Raw genomic sequence first — 16,027 nt, 5'->3', positions numbered from 1 at the left:
CGGAATGTAGAGATGACCAACCTGATCGAAATCCGTGACCTCAGCGTGGCCTTCAGCGGCCAGACCGTGGTGCGCAATTTGTGCCTGGACATCCGCCCCGGCGAATGCCTGGCGCTGGTGGGTGAATCGGGTTCGGGCAAGTCGGTGACAGCCCACTCGATCCTGCAATTGCTGCCCCGGACCGATACCGAGACAACAGGCAGCATCCGCTATCGCGGCCAGGAACTGGTGGGCGCCGATACCGGCAAGTTGCGACAACTGCGCGGCAACCGCATCGCGATGATCTTCCAGGAACCGATGACGTCCCTAAACCCGCTGCACAGCATCGAAAAACAGATCGGTGAAACCTTGCTGGTGCACAAAGGCCTGGCGGGCAAAGCGGCACAAGAGCGGATCCTCGAATTGCTGCACCTGGTCGGCATCCAGAAACCCGAGGAACGCCTCAAGGCCTATCCCCATCAATTGTCCGGCGGGCAGCGCCAACGGGTGATGATCGCCATGGCCCTGGCGTGCGAACCGGAACTGCTGATCGCCGACGAACCGACCACCGCGCTGGATGTGACGGTGCAGCGCAAGATCCTGCTGCTACTCAAATCCCTGCAACAGCGGCTGGGCATGTCGCTGCTGCTGATCAGCCACGACCTCAATCTGGTACGCAGCATCGCCCAGCGCGTGTGCGTGATGAAGGCCGGGGAAATCGTCGAGCAGGCGCCTTGCGAAACCCTTTTCACCGAACCGAAGCACCCGTACAGCTGCGTATTGCTGCACGCCGAACCCGAGGGCGAAGCCTTGCCCCGGGACGAACGCGAAAACGTACTGGAGGTGGAGAACCTGCAGGTTCGGTTTCCCGTCGGTGGTGGCCTGTTCCAGCGCAAGACCTGGTTGCGTGCCGTCGATGGCATCAGCCTGAACATCCAGCGCGGCAAGACCCTGGGTATCGTCGGCGAGTCCGGTTCCGGCAAGTCCACCCTTGGCCAGGCGATCCTGCGTTTGCTCGACTCCGAAGGCAGCATCCGTTTTCAAGGCCAGGCGCTGGACGGCCTGACGCAAAAACAGCTACGACCATGGCGCAAGAAAATGCAGGTGGTGTTCCAGGACCCCTTCGGCAGCCTCAGTCCACGAATGTCGGTAGCGCAGATCATCAGCGAAGGCCTGGAAGTGCACAGCCAGTTGAGCACCGAAGAGTGCAACGCCGAAGTGATCCGGGCACTGAGTGAAGTCGGCCTCGACCCGCAAAGTCGCCATCGCTATCCCCACGAATTCTCCGGCGGCCAGCGCCAGCGCATCGCCATTGCCCGGGCGCTGGTGCTCAAGCCTGCGCTGATCCTGCTCGACGAACCGACCTCGGCGCTGGACCGCACGGTGCAGAAACAGGTGGTCGCCCTGCTCCGCCAGCTTCAGGAAAAGCATGGCTTGACCTACCTGTTCATCAGCCATGACCTGGCGGTGGTGCGCGCCCTGGCTCACGACATGATCGTGATCAAGGACGGCAAAGTGGTGGAACGCGGCGCCAGCCATGAAGTGTTTGATTCACCGCAGCATCCGTACACCAAGGAGCTGTTGGCGGCGGCGTTGTTGGGGCAGGCATAATCCATTGCATTCAGTTGGACCGCGGCGCGGCCTTCGCGAGCAAGCCCGCTCCTACAGGGGATTTGTGAACGACACAAATCAACTGTAGGAGCGAGCCTGCTCGCGATGAGGCCACCACAGGCAATAAATCATCAGGATCAAACCCATGAACACCACCGAAAGCCTCAAGGACTACCAGCGCGTTCGCCTGCTGGCGATCCGCTCGTTGTTCGAAATCATCGAGCAATCGAGTGAAGGCACGGTGATTGTCGACCGTGACGCCAACATCGTCTGGATGAACGAGCGCTACGCCCGGCGCTTCGGCCTGCAATCGGCGGAGGGTGCGATCGGCAAGCCCTGCGAAAGCGTGATCCCCGGCAGCCTGTTGCGTGAAGTGGTGCGCACCGGCCGGCCGATTCTGCTGGATATGCAAGACACGCCCAAAGAACCGCTGGTGGTCATGCGCCTGCCAATTCACGACGATGCCGGCGTGGTAATCGGCGCCATCGGTTTCGCCCTGTTCGACGAATTGCGCAGCCTGTCGCCGATGCTCAAGCGCTACATGAGCATGCAGGAAGAACTGGCCTCCACCCGCTCGCTGCTGCGGGCGCGGCAAACCAAATACAACTTCGCCCACTTCATCGGCACCAGCGCCGCCAGCCTGGAAGTCAAACGCCGTGCCCGGCGCAGTGCGAGTACCGAATCGCCGGTGCTGCTGCTCGGCGAAACCGGCACCGGCAAGGAATTGCTGGCCCAGGCGATCCACAATGCCTCGCCCCGCGCGCACAAGGCGTTTGTCAGCATCAACAGTGCGGCGATTCCCGAATCGCTGCTGGAGGCCGAATTCTTCGGCACCGCCCCCGGCGCGTTTACCGGAGCCGACCGCAAGGGCCGCGCCGGCAAATTGCAGATCGCCCAGGGCGGCACGCTGTTTCTCGACGAAATCGGCGACATGCCGCTGCCCCTGCAAAGCAAACTGCTGCGAGTGTTGCAGGAAAAGGAATTCGAGCCGGTGGGCTCCAACGAAGTGATCCAGAGTGATGTGCGGGTAATCGCCGCGACCTCTACGAACCTGGAAGCAGCGATCAAACGCGGCGAATTCCGCGCCGATTTGTACTACCGCCTCAACGTGTTGCCGATACAGGTTCCGCCCCTGCGCGACCGCCTCGATGACGTGCCGGCGCTCAGTGAAGCGATTCTTGAGGAACTGCGCAGCCAGCATGAACTGCACCACGAAGCCCTGGAACTGTTGGGGCAACACGCCTGGCCGGGGAACATCCGGGAACTGCGCAATGTGCTGGAGCGGGCCGCGCTGCTCAGTGATGATTTGCGGCTGACTACAGCGGATATCCGTGCGGCGATTGGTACGTTCACGCCAGTGGAGCGCGCGGTGCCCTTGGCCATCGAGCCGATTGCCCACGAAACGTTCAGTGCGGCGCGGGAGCGATTTGACCGGCATCTGATCGAAACGACCCTCGCGCAATGCGGGGGCAAGGTGATTGAGGCAGCGGCGCGATTGGGGCTGGGGCGGTCGACGTTGTACAAGAAGATGGCGGCGTTGGGGATTGTAGAGTCTCCATAAAGAGACACAAATCTCTATTGTTAGACAGACCATCGCGAGCAAGCTCGCTCCCACAGTTGACCGCGTTGGTTCGGAGAATGCCTTCTTCTGTGGGAGCGGGCTTGCTCGCGAAGGGGCCAGCACTCCCAACGAAAGTCTCAAAATAGAGACAGAAGTATCTGGAAAACTCACCGAACTGAAAATATATCCTTATATTTCAACAAGTTAGGTGCTTGGCACAAAACTCGCTATACGCCTCTCCTACCCAGTTTCACCCAACAAAAATAACAACCCAGGAGACACACCATGAGTGTGATCATTGCCTTGGCAGCCCTCGCGCTGCTGATGCTGGCTGCCTACCGTGGCTACAGCGTTATCCTCTTTGCCCCGATTGCCGCCCTCGGCGCTGTCCTGCTCACCGACCCCTCTGCCGTCGCCCCCGCTTTCACCGGGGTGTTCATGGAAAAAATGGTCGGTTTCATCAAGCTGTATTTCCCGGTGTTCCTGCTCGGCGCGGTGTTCGGCAAGCTGATCGAACTGTCCGGGTTCTCGCGCTCCATCGTCGCGGCGGCGATTCGTCTGCTCGGCACCCGCCAGGCGATGCTGGTGATCGTGCTGGTTTGCGCCCTGCTGACCTACGGCGGCGTATCGTTGTTTGTGGTGGTGTTCGCGGTTTATCCGTTTGCCGCTGAGATGTTCCGCCAGAGCAACATCCCCAAGCGGCTGATCCCGGCGACCATCGCCCTCGGCGCGTTCTCATTCACTATGGACGCCCTGCCCGGCACGCCACAAATCCAGAACATCATCCCCAGCACATTCTTCAACACCACCGCGTGGGCGGCGCCGTGGCTGGGCTTGATCGGCACGATCTTCGTGTTCTGCGCCGGCATGCTGTTTCTCCAGCGCCAACGCAACAAGGCCCAGCGTACCGGTGAAGGCTATGGTTCGGACCTGCGCAACGAGCCGGAAACCGCCGCCGACCTCAAGCTGCCCAACCCATGGCTCGCGCTGTCGCCATTGCTGGCAGTGGGCATCATGAACCTGCTGTTCACCCATTGGATTCCGCAGGTGTATGGCAAGACCCACAGCCTCGCGCTGCCGGGCATGGCCGCACCGGTGACCACCGACATCGCCAAGCTCACGGCGATCTGGGCGGTCCAGGCCGCGCTGTTGGTAGGCATCCTCATGGTGCTGGCGTTCGGCTACAAGGCGATCAGCCGCAAGCTGGCCGAAGGCAGTAAAAGTGCGGTCAGCGGTGCGTTGCTGGCAGCGATGAACACCGCCTCGGAATATGGTTTCGGTGCCGTGATCGCATCGCTGCCCGGCTTTCTGGTATTGGCCGACTGGCTCAAGAGCATTCCCAATCCACTGGTCAATGAAGCGATTACCGTGACCCTGCTGGCCGGCATCACCGGTTCCGCTTCGGGTGGCATGAGCATCGCGCTGGCGGCGATGTCCGAGCAGTTCATCAGCGCCGCCCATGCGGCAAACATTCCGCTGGAAGTGCTGCACCGGGTCGCCGCGATGGCCAGTGGCGGCATGGACACCCTGCCGCACAACGGCGCGGTGATTACCCTGCTGGCGGTCACCGGCCTGACCCACCGCGAAGCTTACAAAGACATTTTCTGTATTACGCTGATCAAGACCCTGGCGGTTTTCGTGGTGATCGGCACCTTCTACGCCACTGGCATTGTGTGAGGTATTCATGACGACTCTTTCGGGCAAGACCGCACTGGTCACCGGCTCCACCAGCGGCATCGGCCTGGGGATCGCCCTCAGCCTGGCCAAGGCCGGGGCCAACCTGATCCTCAACGGTTTCGGCGATGCCTCCAAAGTGATCGCCGAGGTGCAACAATTCGGCGGCAAGGTCGGCCATCACCCGGCCGATGTCAGCGATCCGGCACAAATTGCCGACATGATCGCCTACGCCGAGCGCGAGTTCGGCGGCGTCGACATTCTGGTCAACAACGCTGGCATTCAACACGTGGCAGCAGTGGATGAGTTCCCGGTGGAACGCTGGGATTCGATCATCGCCATCAACCTGTCGTCGGTGTTCCACAGCACTCGCTTGAGCCTGCCGGGCATGCGCGCTAAAGGCTGGGGTCGGGTGATCAACATTGCCTCGGTGCATGGTCTGGTCGGCTCGGTGGGCAAGGCTGCCTATGTCGCCGCCAAGCACGGGGTGATCGGCTTGACCAAAGTGGTCGCGCTGGAAACCGCGACCACCCAGGTCACCTGCAACGCGATTTGCCCGGGCTGGGTATTGACGCCGCTGGTGCAGAAGCAGATTGATGATCGTGCCGCCAGTGGGGTTGATCCGCAGCAGGCGCAACATGATTTGCTCGCTGAAAAGCAGCCGTCGCTGGAGTTCGTGACTCCGCCGCAACTGGGTGAACTGGTGCTGTTCCTGTGCAGCGAAGCCGGCAGCCAGGTGCGTGGCGCGGCGTGGAATGTGGATGGTGGGTGGTTGGCGCAGTGATCATCTGCCAGACCGCGTGATCGTTCATCGCGAGCAAGCTCGCTCCCACATGGAAATGCGATCCTCTGTGGGAGCGGGCTTGCCCGCGAATGGATCTAAAGACATAAGAAGAGGCAAACCATGTCCGACATCCTCTGGCAACCCGACCCCAAACGCATCGGCAAGACGCGCATGGAGGCCTTTCGGCGCTTCATCAATCAGCGACACCACCTCAAGATCGACGACTACCCTGCCCTGCACCAATGGTCCATCGATCAACGCCCGGACTTCTGGCAGGCCATCGTCGATTTCTTCGACATCCGCTTCCACGAGCAACCCGACGCAGTGCTGCTTGAAGGCACTGAGATGCCCAGCGCTCAGTGGTTCCCCGGCGCAACGCTGAACTTCGCCGAACACCTGCTACAGCGTCGCGATGATGCGATCGCTGTGGTAGCCGTTGGCGAAAACGGTCAGCGTGAACATTTGACCTGGGACGAACTCGCGGAGCATGTCGCCGGTTTTCAAAACGGGCTGGTAGCGGCCGGTGTCAGGGTTGGCGACCGGGTCGCCGCCTGCATGCCCAACACCTGGCAAACCCTGGTGGCCATGCTCGCCACCACCAGCCTTGGCGCTATCTGGTCCTGCTCTTCGCCGGACTTCGGCACCCAAGGGGTGGTTGACCGTTTCGGCCAGATCGAACCGAAAGTACTGGTGACTTGCGCCGGTTACCGCTATGCCGGCAAAGAGATTGACCAGACCGCCAAAGTCAACGAGATCCTCCAGCGCCTGCCTTCGCTGCAACAGTTGATCGTCGTGCCTTACGCACGTCCACAGGCGCACATAGAGGAATTCCGCACCCAGGCCAACGTGACGCTATGGGACGATTTCTACGAGCCCGGCGGCGAACCGGATTTCGTCCCCGTACCCTTCGCCCATCCGCTGTACATCCTCTACTCCAGCGGCACCACCGGTGTGCCCAAATGCATCATCCACAGCACCGGCGGCGTGTTGCTGCAACACGTCAAGGAACACGGTCTGCATTGCGATCTCGGCCCCGGTGAACGCCTGTTCTACTACACCACCTGCGGCTGGATGATGTGGAATTGGCTGGTGTCGGCGTTGGCGACAGGCAGTTCCGTGGTGCTGTACGACGGCTCACCGTTCCAGCCCGACCCGCAACGTTTGATCGACCTGATCGACGACGAGAGCATCAGTGTCTTTGGCACCAGCCCCAAATACCTTGCGACCCTGGAAAGCAGCGGTATCAAGCCGCGTGAAAGCCACGATCTGGGCAGCCTCAAGACGTTGCTTTGCACCGGTTCGGCGCTGTCACCGCAGAGTTACGACTTCGTCTATCGCGACTTCAAGGCTGACGTGTGCCTGGCGTCGATGTCCGGCGGCACCGACATCGTCTCGTGCTTCGTCAACGGCAACCCTGTGTCACAGGTCAGGCGCGGCGAAATCATGGGCAAGAGCCTGGGCATGGCCGTCGAAGTGTGGAACGACGAAGGCCAACCGGTAATTGGCGAAAAAGGCGAGTTGGTTTGCACCCGGCACTTCCCGGCGATGCCCGTTGGCCTGTGGAACGATCCCGATGGCGAGAAACTGCGCAAAGCCTATTTCAGCCAGTTCCCCGGCGTCTGGGCTCAAGGCGATTACGCTGAACAATTGCCCCATGGCGGGATGATGATCCACGGTCGCTCGGACGCCGTTCTCAACCCCGGTGGCGTACGTATCGGCACTGCCGAGATCTATCGTCAGGTGGAAAAAATTCCACAGGTGCTCGACAGCGTGGCCATCGGTCAGCAGTGGCAGGACGACGTGCGGGTGGTGCTGTTTGTACGGTTGCGTGACGGGCTCGAACTGGACGAGGCGCTGCAACAGCAGATCCGCGAGACGATTCGCGCCAACACCACGCCGCGTCATGTGCCGGCGAAAATTGTCGCGGTCACCGACATTCCCCGGACCATCAGTGGCAAGGTCGTTGAGTTGGCGGTACGCAATGTAGTGCACGGGCAGAAAGTGAAAAACACCGATGCACTGGCCAATCCCGAAGCGCTGGAGCAGTACCGAAACAGGCCAGAACTCCAGTCTTGAACCGCCACAAAAACCTGTGGGAGCGAGCTTGCTCGCGATAGCGGAGTGTCAGTTGACATCAATGCAAATTGACCCGACGCCATCGCGAGCAAGCTCGCTCCCACAGGTCCTGCGTCGCTGAACCGCTCAAGCGCCCGAATCAACCTGCGCCTGCCACCTGTGCAAGAATAGAGGCCAGCTAATGCGACCCAGGCGCAGGACTCCCAGATGAACGCAACACCAACCGCCAACGATGCCCAGGCCTTGATCGCCCGAATCGACTGGGCAAGCAGCCCGCTGGGCGCGGCCAGCAACTGGCCACAAAGCCTGCGAACCGCCGTGGACATCGTCATTCACTCTCCGATGCCGATGTTGCTGCTATGGGGCCCGCAACTGACGCAGATCTACAACGACGGCTTCGCCCTGCTCGCCGGAAGCAAACATCCACACGCCTTCGGACAACCGACACACCTGATCTGGCCAGAGTTGAAAGACTTTACCGACCCGATTTACAGCGCCGTCCTGCAAGGACAGGTACGCACCTACAGCGAACAGCGCTTTACCCTGCAACGTGAGGGCCGGGAGTCCGACTTCTGGCTCGACCTGACCTACAGTCCAATCCGCGACGAAGGTGCCAGGGTGGCCGGGATCCTGGTCACCGCCATCGAAACCAACGAGCGCCGGCGCATCGCCCTCGAACTCGAACAGCGCTCGGCGGCCAGCCTCAAGGCCCAGCGTGAAACCGAGGAGCGTCTGCAACTGGCCCTCGCCGCCACCGATGCGGTTGGCACCTGGGATTGGGACATCAGCGAGGACCGCTTCATCGCCGATGCGCATTTTGCCCAGCTGCACGGCATCGACCCGGCCATGGCCAACCAGTTGCCGATCAGTGAGTACCTGCACGGCGTACACCCGCAAGACCGCGCCCTGATCGCCCGCAGCATCAAGCACTGCATCGCCCACGGCAGCGAATACGCCGAGGAATATCGCCTGTTGCAAGACGACGGCCAGTTGCGCTGGGTGTTTGCCCGCGGTCGCTGCTACAAGGATCACCACGGCCGGCCGATGCGTTTCCTCGGCGCAGCCCTGGACCTGACCGAACGCAAACACACCGAACAGGCCCTGCGCCAAAGCCAGACCGAACTGCAACTGATCATTAATGCCATGCCGGTTCTGATCAGCTACGTCGACCGCGAAGAACGCTTTCGCCTGAACAATGCTGCGTACCTCGACTGGTACGGGCTGACGCCGCAAGAGCTATACGGGCGAACCATTCGTGAAGTGCTCGGCGAAGAAGCCTATGCGCTGCGCGCTCCGTACATCACTGAGGCGCTGTCCGGCCGGCCCTGCAGTTTCAGCATCAGCACGCCACACCGCGACGGCAGCATGCGCCAGGCCTTGATGAATTACCTGCCACGCCATGGCGCAGACGGCGCGGTAAACGGTTTCTACATCTTCGTGATCGACGAAACCGAACGCAAAAAGACCGAAGAAGCCCTGCGTAACCTGAACGAAACCCTTGAGGAACGGGTTGCCGCCCGCACCCGCCAACTGGCCGAGGCCAACGAGCGTCTGCAAAACGAGATGTTCGAACGTGAGCGCGCCGAAGACGCCTTGCGCCATGTGCAGAAAATGGAAGCGGTCGGCCAGCTGACCGGCGGCATTGCCCATGACTTCAACAACATGCTCACCGGCATCATCGGCAGCCTCGACCTGATGCAACGCTACATTGCCGACGGCCGTGCCAGCGAGATCGGCCGATTCACCGAAGCGGCCGTGTCCTCGGCTAACCGCGCCGCAGCCCTCACCCATCGCTTGCTGGCGTTCTCCCGGCGTCAGTCGCTCAACCGCAAGCCGTTGAACCCCAACGAGTTGATCCATTCGCTCGAAGACTTGTTCCGTCGTACCAAGGGCGACCACATCGAACTCAAACTGCAACTGACCGAGAACATCTGGCGGGTCAGCACCGATGTCAGCCAGCTGGAAAACGCCTTGCTCAACCTGGTGATCAACGCCCGGGATGCCATGCCCGATGGCGGCGAATTGCAGATCGAAACCGCCAATGTGTACCTCGACGGCAGCGACATCACGACCCTGGAACCGGTCAAGGCAGGCGACTACGTGATGATTGCCGTCAGCGACAACGGCACCGGCATGACGCCCTCGGTGCTGGCCAAGGCATTCGACCCGTTCTTCACCACCAAGCCCATCGGCCAGGGTACCGGTTTGGGCTTGTCGATGATTTACGGTTTCGCCCAGCAGTCAGGGGGCCACGTCAATCTGTTCAGTCTGCCCGGACGGGGCACCAGCGTGCGCTTGTACCTGCCGCGCCTGCATTCGACCGAGCCGGAAAAAGCCCTGTCGCCCGTCCTCGGCGAGGCACCGGCGGCGATTGCTGGCGAAACCGTGATGCTGGTGGAAGACGATCCGGCAGTGCGCATGCTGGTAATGGACCTGCTCAAGGAACTGGGTTACCGCGCCCATGAAGCCGAAGATGCCAAGGGCGCCCTGCCGGTGCTGGAGTCAGACTTGCGGGTAGACCTGCTGGTGACTGATGTGGGATTGCCGGGCATGAACGGCCGACAACTGGCAGAAATCGCCCGCCAGCATCGTCCCGAACTGAAAGTGCTGTTCATGACCGGCTACGCGGAAATCGCCGCCGAGCGCCAGGGTTTCCTCGAAGAAGGCATGGACATGGTGACCAAGCCGTTTTCCATCGACCTGCTGGCCAACAAGATTCGCACGATGATCGGTCAACCGAACTGAATTGAGGCATAATCGCGCGCCCCCCGCTGCCACCCACATAGCCAGCATCGTTGCAAGGTAACTGTCCCATGAAAGCTCAAGCCCGCCATATTCTGGTGAAGACCTCGGAAGAAGCCGAGCAGCTCAAACAACGCATCGCCAAGGGTGAAGCGTTCGATGTGCTGGCCAAGAAGTATTCGACCTGCCCATCGGGCAAGCGCGGCGGCGACCTCGGTGAAGTGCGGCCGGGGCAGATGGTCGGTGTGATCGATGCGGTAATCTTCAAGAAACCGCTGCGGGTGGTACATGGCCCGATCAAGAGCAAGTTCGGGTATCACCTGGTGCAGGTGTTTTACCGGGATTGATGCTATTGGCTTTCGGGCCTCTTCGCGGGCAAGCCCGCTCCCACATTTGGAATGCGTTCCCCTGTGGGAGCGAGCCTGCTCGCGATCCGATGGCGCAGCCAGCGGCCATTCAGCTGTTACTTGGGGATCAGTGCCCCCGGCACCTGAATCACCCGGCTCGCCAACCGATGCCCGGCCTCGGCGGCCTCCCCCGGGCTACCGCCCTTCAGGCGCGAGGCCAGATACGCGGCACTGAACGAATCTCCCGCCGCCGTGGTGTCCACCACCCGCTCGACCTTCTGCGCCGGCACCTCGAATGACTCGCCATCACAACGAATCAGGCACGCTTGCGCGCCGCGCTTGAGCACCACTTCCGGCGTACCGATCTGCTCATACGCTGCAAACACTGCTTCGCAATCGGCATAACCAAACAACGCCTGTTCGTCATCCACCGTCAGCAATGCCATGTCGACATGCGGCAGTATGCTGCGATACGCCGCTTGTGCGTCCTCGACCGATGCCCACAGCCGTGGCCGGTAGTTGTTGTCGAACACAATTCGCGCATCGCGCTGGCGGGCTTCAATCAGAGTGTCCAGCAATTTTTCCCGACCTTGAGCACCGAGCACCGCCAGGGTGATGCCGCTGAAATACAGCACGTCGTAATCCGGCAGCGCCGCAAGGATCGGCGCGGCGGCTGGCGTAGTGAAGCAATCGCGCACCGCCGCTTCATTGCGCCAATACAGAAAGCGTCGCTCACCGGCGGCGTCAGTCTGGATGCAATACAAACCCGGCAGGCGTCCAGGCAGGCGCTGGACCATCTCCAGGCCGATATTTTCCGCTGCCCAACTCTGGCACATCGCGTCACTGAAACTGTCATCGCCCAGGGCGGTGACGTAGTCCACGCTGCCGTCCTCTCCCAACTCCCGGGACAGGTACACCGCCGTGTTCAAGGTATCGCCGCCGAAACTTTGTTGCAGGCTGCCGTCGGCGCGATGCTGCAACTCGATCATGCATTCGCCGATCAGGGCAATGCGTGGAGTGTTGGGGCCGAGGGTGTTGATGGTGTTCATGTTGTGGGGTCTCTGGTGTTTCTTTGTTGTCTGGGCCGCCGCTATCGCGAGCAGGCTCGCTCCTACATTTGGAATGCGTTCCCCTGTAGGAGCGAGCCTGCTCGCGATGGCAGCGCCTCGGTCTCAAGCCTTAGAAACAGGTTTCCATGGTCTCGATGACGTTCAGTTGCTCGTCCACCAAACAGCCGACACGCCACTTGTCGAACGTCAGGCACGGGTGCGAAGTGCCGAACGAAATGATATCGCCCACCCGCAGATCAACCCCCGGCGCTACGGTCATGAACGCATGCTGGTCCATCACTGCAGTCACTTTGCAGGCACTCACATCATCGCCTATGGCCGGCACGACGCCCGCCTTGTAACGCAATAATGGCACCGGCAAACCGGCGTCATAGGCCACGTCGCGTTTGCCCAGGGCAATCACCGCGAAGCCCGGCTCCGGCAGCGATTGCACGTGCGCCCACACTTCCAGCGCCGGACGCAGGCCTTCGTGCAGGTCACTGCGACGGTCGAGTACACAGCACTGCGCTTCCTTGTAGATGCCATGGTCGTGAGCCACATAGCTGCCCGGACGCAGCACGCTGAGGAAACGTCCGGCGGCGTTCTGTGCTTCGAAGGATTCGGCAATCAGGTCATACCAGGCCGAACCCGACGCAGTGATGATCGGCTTGGCAATGGCGAAGGCTCCGCTGTCCTGCAACTGCACCGCCAGGCGCACCAGTGATGCGGCGAAATCGCGAATGCCGGTCACGGCGTGATCGCCATGGATCACGCCTTCATAGCCTTCGATCCCCGTCAGGGCCAGCGCCGGTTGCGCGGCGATGGCCTTGGCCAGGTCGAGCACTTCCTGCTCGCTGCGGCAACCGCAACGACCACCGACTACGCCGTATTCGATCATCACGTTGAGGCGCACGCCACGGGAGGCGAAATAGGCGCCGAGGTCGGCGACGTTGTCCGGGTGGTCGACCATGCAATAGAAGTCGAACGTCGGGTCGGCCAGCAGGTCGGCGATCAGCGCCATGTTCGGCGTGCCGACCAACTGGTTGGCCATCAGCACCCGGCGCACGCCATGGGCGTAGGCCGCACGGGTTTGCGTGGCGCTGGCCAGGGTGATGCCCCAGGCACCGGCGTCCAGTTGGCGACGGAACAACGCCGGGGTCATGCTGGTTTTGCCATGGGGCGCCAGTTCCGCTCCGCTGTCGCTGACGAATGCCTGCATCCAGCGAATGTTGTGTTCCAGCGCCTCGCGGTGCAGTACCAGCGCGGGCAGGCTGACGTCACGCACCAGGTTGGCACCGATCGGGGCAGCGCCTTTATCCACGTTGGCAGTATGGGGGGCAGAAGACATGGTCGAACTCCTCGTTCACGCAGCCGCAGGCAGCCGCTGTTATTCGTTGATGCGACGGGCCAGGCTGTTGGCGCTTTCGATCAGCACCCGGCGATAGTCGTTGTAGTTGTTCTTGGCATCGGCCCGTGGGGCGACGATGCACAGGGTCGCGATGGCCACGCCGTTGGGGTCTTTGACCGGCGCGGCGAAGCAATGGGTAAAAGTATCGGCAACGCTATCGAAGGAAAAGAAACCATCGATGCCGGCCTGACGGATTTCCTTGAGAAACTGCGCAAGCTCCAGGCGTTCGCCATCGGGCAGGATGAAGTCGTCGTGGTCGATCAGGTCGACGATTTCCTGGTCGCTCAGGTGCGCCAGCAACAGGCGCCCGGAGGCGGTCCAGGGGATGGGCGCGTTTTCGCCGATGTCCGAGGAAATGCGGAAATGCCGCTCCCCCTCTTTCATCAGCGCAACGGTGTATTTGCGCCCGTTGAGCAGGCACATCTGCGCGGTTTCATGGGTCTGGCTGACGATTTCCTGCAAGGCGTGATCGGCCTCGCGGGTCAGGTCGAAATGCCGCAGGTGCGCCTGCCCGAGAAAGTACAACTGACGACCGAGATAGACATGACCGTCCTTGCCCACCGGCTCCAGGATGCGCCGTTCCAGCAGCGAGGCCACCAGTTCGTAGACCGTGGATTTGGGGCTGCCGATGCCGTTGGCGATGTCGTTCGGGCGCAGCGGCTGGCCGATCTCCTTGAGGAAATCAAGGATATCGAACGCCCGGTCCAGACCGCGTGCCCGGCGCTTGATGGTGTCTTCGGTCATTTCAGTGGTTCCCATTCAAAGTCGCCGGGGAGTTTACCGAGAGTGTTGCTTTGACTGTTAGGCCGCCATCGCGAGCAGGCTCGCTCCCACAGGTTCTGTGTGCTGCCACAGACTGCAAACACACCTTCAATTCCTGTGGGAGCGGGCTTGCCCGCGATGGGCGCGACTCGGTTCAAGCCTTTTTCTTGTACGCAATGCAGTCGATCTCGACCTTGCAGTCGACCATCATGTTCGCCTGCACACAGGCCCGCGCCGGGGCGTGCTCGGGTTTGAAGTACTCGGAGAAGACCTTGTTGAAACTCGTGAAATCCCGCGGATCCTCCAGCCACACGCCAGCACGCACCACATCTTCCAGGCCAAAACCTGCCTCTTCGAGAATCGCGATCAGGTTCTTCATGGTCTGGTGGGTCTGCTCGACAATGCCGCCAGTAATAATCTCGCCGTCCACCGCCGGCACTTGCCCGGAAACATACAGCCAGCCATCGGCTTCAACGGCGCGGGCGAAAGGGCGAGGCTGACCGCCAGCGGCGGTACTGCCGGTGCCGTAACGAGTAATGCTCATGAGTGTTTCTCCTGATTGAACATTGAAGAATCAAAAACGGGTGCTTTTGAGAAATTCCGCCAGTCGTGGCGATTGCGGGCGCTCGAACAGGTCCTTGGGCGGCCCCTGTTCTTCGATACGCCCCTGATTCATGAAAACGATCTTGTCCGAAACCTCGAACGCAAAGCGCATTTCGTGGGTCACCAGCAGCATGGTCATGCCGTCTTCGGCCAGGCCCTTGATCACGCTCAGCACTTCGCCCACCAGTTCCGGGTCCAGCGCCGAGGTGACTTCGTCGAACAGCATCAGGCTCGGGTTCATCGCAATCGCCCGGGCTATCGCCACGCGCTGCTGCTGCCCGCCGGACAACTGACCGGGATAGTGATCGCGCCGTTCCAGCAGGCCAACGCGCTCCAGCCATTTCTCGGCCAGGGCCACGGCCTCGTCCTTGTGCAGCTTCTTGACCTTGAGCAGGCCCAGGGTGACGTTCTGCAACGCCGTCAGGTGCGGGAACAGGTTGAACTGCTGGAACGCCATGCCGGTCATGGCGCGATGGCGCGCGATGACTTTTTCCGGGTGGCGAATGCGTTTGCCGTTGACCTCGTCATAACCGATCGATTCGCCGTCGAGCAGGATCTGCCCGCCCTGGAACTCTTCAAGCATGTTCACGCAGCGCAGCAGCGTGGTCTTGCCCGAGCCGCTGGAGCCGATCAGCGTCACCACGTTGCCGCGCTGCATGGTCAGGTCGACGCCCTTGAGCACTTCGAGCTGGTCGTAACGTTTGTGCAGGCCGCGAATGTCCAGCAGCGGTTGGCCGTTTTGTGCTTGGGTTTGAGTCTGAGTCATGGCAAAGCCACCCGCTTTTCAATGTGCCGGCCGAGTAATTCGATGCCGTAGTTGATGACGAAAAACAGAAATCCGGCAAACAGGTAAAACTCCAGGGTCATGAAGGTCCGGGCGATGATCTGCTGGGTACTGAGCAGCAATTCCGCCACACCGATCACCGACAGCAGTGTCGAGGCCTTGACGATCTCGGTCGACGAGTTGACCCAGGTCGGCAGAATCTGCCGCAACGCCTGGGGCAACAGTACATAACCGAGGGCCTGGTAGAACGTCAGGCCGATGGCCTTGCTCGCTTCCATCTGCCCGCGCGGCAATGCCTGCAACGCCCCGCGCACGATCTCGGCGACATGGGAGCCGCAGAACAGCGTCAAACCCAGCGCACCGGCCTGGAACGCGCTGATATGCCAGCCCAGCGCCGGCGCCATATAAAAGCAGGCCAGCACCAGCACGAACACCGGCGTGCCGCGAATCACATCGACATAAAAACGAAACGGTGCGCGCATCCAGAACTTGCCGTAGGTCAGCACCAGTCCGGCGACGACACCAACCAGCGTGCCGAGCAAAATCGCCAGCACCGACACCTGCACACTGGTCAGAAAGCCCTGCCACAGGGGTTCGCGCGCCACCCACAACTCATGCAACCAACTGGGGGATTCGTACATGGGGGC

Annotated in this window: 13 protein-coding genes; 7 read left to right on the top strand and 6 right to left on the bottom strand. The window is 61.3% G+C overall.

What is annotated here, in order from left to right:
• The first annotated feature begins 12 nt into the window (after positions 1-12).
• From ACEN8Z_RS15600 to ACEN8Z_RS15570, 7 genes are all read left to right on the top strand, one after another.
• Positions 13-1,590 carry an ABC transporter ATP-binding protein gene (locus ACEN8Z_RS15600; protein WP_495594769.1) on the top strand — a complete coding sequence of 526 codons (1,578 nt, stop codon included), beginning with the start codon at positions 13-15 and terminating at the stop codon, positions 1,588-1,590.
• A 145-nt stretch (positions 1,591-1,735) separates the two neighbouring features.
• Positions 1,736-3,151, top strand: a complete 1,416-nt coding sequence (locus ACEN8Z_RS15595) for a sigma-54 interaction domain-containing protein (protein WP_495594768.1) — start codon at positions 1,736-1,738, stop codon at positions 3,149-3,151.
• Between the two features lie 285 nt (positions 3,152-3,436).
• Positions 3,437-4,828, top strand: a complete 1,392-nt coding sequence (locus tag ACEN8Z_RS15590) for a GntP family permease (RefSeq protein WP_495594767.1) — start codon at positions 3,437-3,439, stop codon at positions 4,826-4,828.
• Between the two features lie 7 nt (positions 4,829-4,835).
• The gene (gene hbdH / locus ACEN8Z_RS15585) at positions 4,836-5,609 is read left to right on the top strand and encodes a 3-hydroxybutyrate dehydrogenase (protein WP_495594766.1); all 774 of its coding nucleotides are present in this window, start codon (positions 4,836-4,838) and stop codon (positions 5,607-5,609) included.
• Positions 5,610-5,729: 120 nt separating this feature from the next.
• The gene (locus ACEN8Z_RS15580; protein ID WP_495594765.1) at positions 5,730-7,685 is read left to right on the top strand and encodes an acetoacetate--CoA ligase; all 1,956 of its coding nucleotides are present in this window, start codon (positions 5,730-5,732) and stop codon (positions 7,683-7,685) included.
• A 207-nt stretch (positions 7,686-7,892) separates the two neighbouring features.
• Positions 7,893-10,430 (top strand): PAS domain-containing hybrid sensor histidine kinase/response regulator, encoded by a 2,538-nt coding sequence (locus ACEN8Z_RS15575; RefSeq protein ID WP_495594764.1) that lies wholly within the window; start codon positions 7,893-7,895, stop codon positions 10,428-10,430.
• A 68-nt stretch (positions 10,431-10,498) separates the two neighbouring features.
• On the top strand, positions 10,499-10,774 hold the full coding sequence (locus tag ACEN8Z_RS15570) for a peptidylprolyl isomerase (protein WP_007898282.1): 276 nt from the start codon (positions 10,499-10,501) through the stop codon (positions 10,772-10,774).
• A gap of 116 nt (positions 10,775-10,890) precedes the next feature.
• Here the strand turns inward: ACEN8Z_RS15570 and ACEN8Z_RS15565 are convergent, their stop codons facing one another.
• The 6 genes from ACEN8Z_RS15565 to ACEN8Z_RS15540 form a co-directional block, all read right to left on the bottom strand.
• On the bottom strand, positions 10,891-11,823 hold the full coding sequence (locus tag ACEN8Z_RS15565; protein ID WP_495594763.1) for a sugar kinase: 933 nt from the start codon (positions 11,821-11,823) through the stop codon (positions 10,891-10,893).
• 130 nt (positions 11,824-11,953) lie between these two features.
• Positions 11,954-13,171 (bottom strand): amino acid deaminase, encoded by a 1,218-nt coding sequence (locus ACEN8Z_RS15560; RefSeq protein WP_495594762.1) that lies wholly within the window; start codon positions 13,169-13,171, stop codon positions 11,954-11,956.
• A gap of 39 nt (positions 13,172-13,210) precedes the next feature.
• Positions 13,211-13,975 (bottom strand): IclR family transcriptional regulator, encoded by a 765-nt coding sequence (locus ACEN8Z_RS15555; protein WP_108228185.1) that lies wholly within the window; start codon positions 13,973-13,975, stop codon positions 13,211-13,213.
• A 172-nt stretch (positions 13,976-14,147) separates the two neighbouring features.
• Complete coding sequence (locus ACEN8Z_RS15550; protein ID WP_008000121.1) at positions 14,148-14,537, bottom strand: RidA family protein; 390 nt, start codon at positions 14,535-14,537, stop codon at positions 14,148-14,150.
• Between the two features lie 30 nt (positions 14,538-14,567).
• A complete protein-coding gene (locus ACEN8Z_RS15545) occupies positions 14,568-15,362 on the bottom strand; it encodes an amino acid ABC transporter ATP-binding protein (protein ID WP_495594761.1) in 795 nt (264 codons plus the stop codon).
• Positions 15,359-16,021, bottom strand: coding sequence for an amino acid ABC transporter permease (locus tag ACEN8Z_RS15540; protein ID WP_495594760.1), 663 nt, complete (start codon positions 16,019-16,021; stop codon positions 15,359-15,361). The genes ACEN8Z_RS15545 and ACEN8Z_RS15540 overlap by 4 nt, the downstream gene beginning before the upstream one ends.
• Positions 16,022-16,027 lie beyond the last annotated feature (6 nt).

The organism is Pseudomonas sp. Pseusp10, assembly GCF_059492225.1.
This window is presented reverse-complemented; position numbering and strand designations above follow the sequence as displayed.

Bases quoted from the DNA above. Each gene is read 5' to 3' on its own strand.
- ACEN8Z_RS15540 (WP_495594760.1), bottom strand. From the start codon at position 16,021: ATGTACGAATCCCCCAGTTGGTTGCATGAGTTGTGGGTGGCGCGCGAA.
- ACEN8Z_RS15580 (WP_495594765.1), top strand. From the start codon at position 5,730: ATGTCCGACATCCTCTGGCAACCCGACCCCAAACGCATCGGCAAGACG.
- ACEN8Z_RS15595 (WP_495594768.1), top strand. From the start codon at position 1,736: ATGAACACCACCGAAAGCCTCAAGGACTACCAGCGCGTTCGCCTGCTG.
- ACEN8Z_RS15560 (WP_495594762.1), bottom strand. From the start codon at position 13,171: ATGTCTTCTGCCCCCCATACTGCCAACGTGGATAAAGGCGCTGCCCCG.
- ACEN8Z_RS15555 (WP_108228185.1), bottom strand. From the start codon at position 13,975: ATGACCGAAGACACCATCAAGCGCCGGGCACGCGGTCTGGACCGGGCG.
- hbdH (WP_495594766.1), top strand. From the start codon at position 4,836: ATGACGACTCTTTCGGGCAAGACCGCACTGGTCACCGGCTCCACCAGC.
- ACEN8Z_RS15590 (WP_495594767.1), top strand. From the start codon at position 3,437: ATGAGTGTGATCATTGCCTTGGCAGCCCTCGCGCTGCTGATGCTGGCT.
- ACEN8Z_RS15570 (WP_007898282.1), top strand. From the start codon at position 10,499: ATGAAAGCTCAAGCCCGCCATATTCTGGTGAAGACCTCGGAAGAAGCC.
- ACEN8Z_RS15550 (WP_008000121.1), bottom strand. From the start codon at position 14,537: ATGAGCATTACTCGTTACGGCACCGGCAGTACCGCCGCTGGCGGTCAG.
- ACEN8Z_RS15565 (WP_495594763.1), bottom strand. From the start codon at position 11,823: ATGAACACCATCAACACCCTCGGCCCCAACACTCCACGCATTGCCCTG.
- ACEN8Z_RS15600 (WP_495594769.1), top strand. From the start codon at position 13: ATGACCAACCTGATCGAAATCCGTGACCTCAGCGTGGCCTTCAGCGGC.
- ACEN8Z_RS15545 (WP_495594761.1), bottom strand. From the start codon at position 15,362: ATGACTCAGACTCAAACCCAAGCACAAAACGGCCAACCGCTGCTGGAC.
- ACEN8Z_RS15575 (WP_495594764.1), top strand. From the start codon at position 7,893: ATGAACGCAACACCAACCGCCAACGATGCCCAGGCCTTGATCGCCCGA.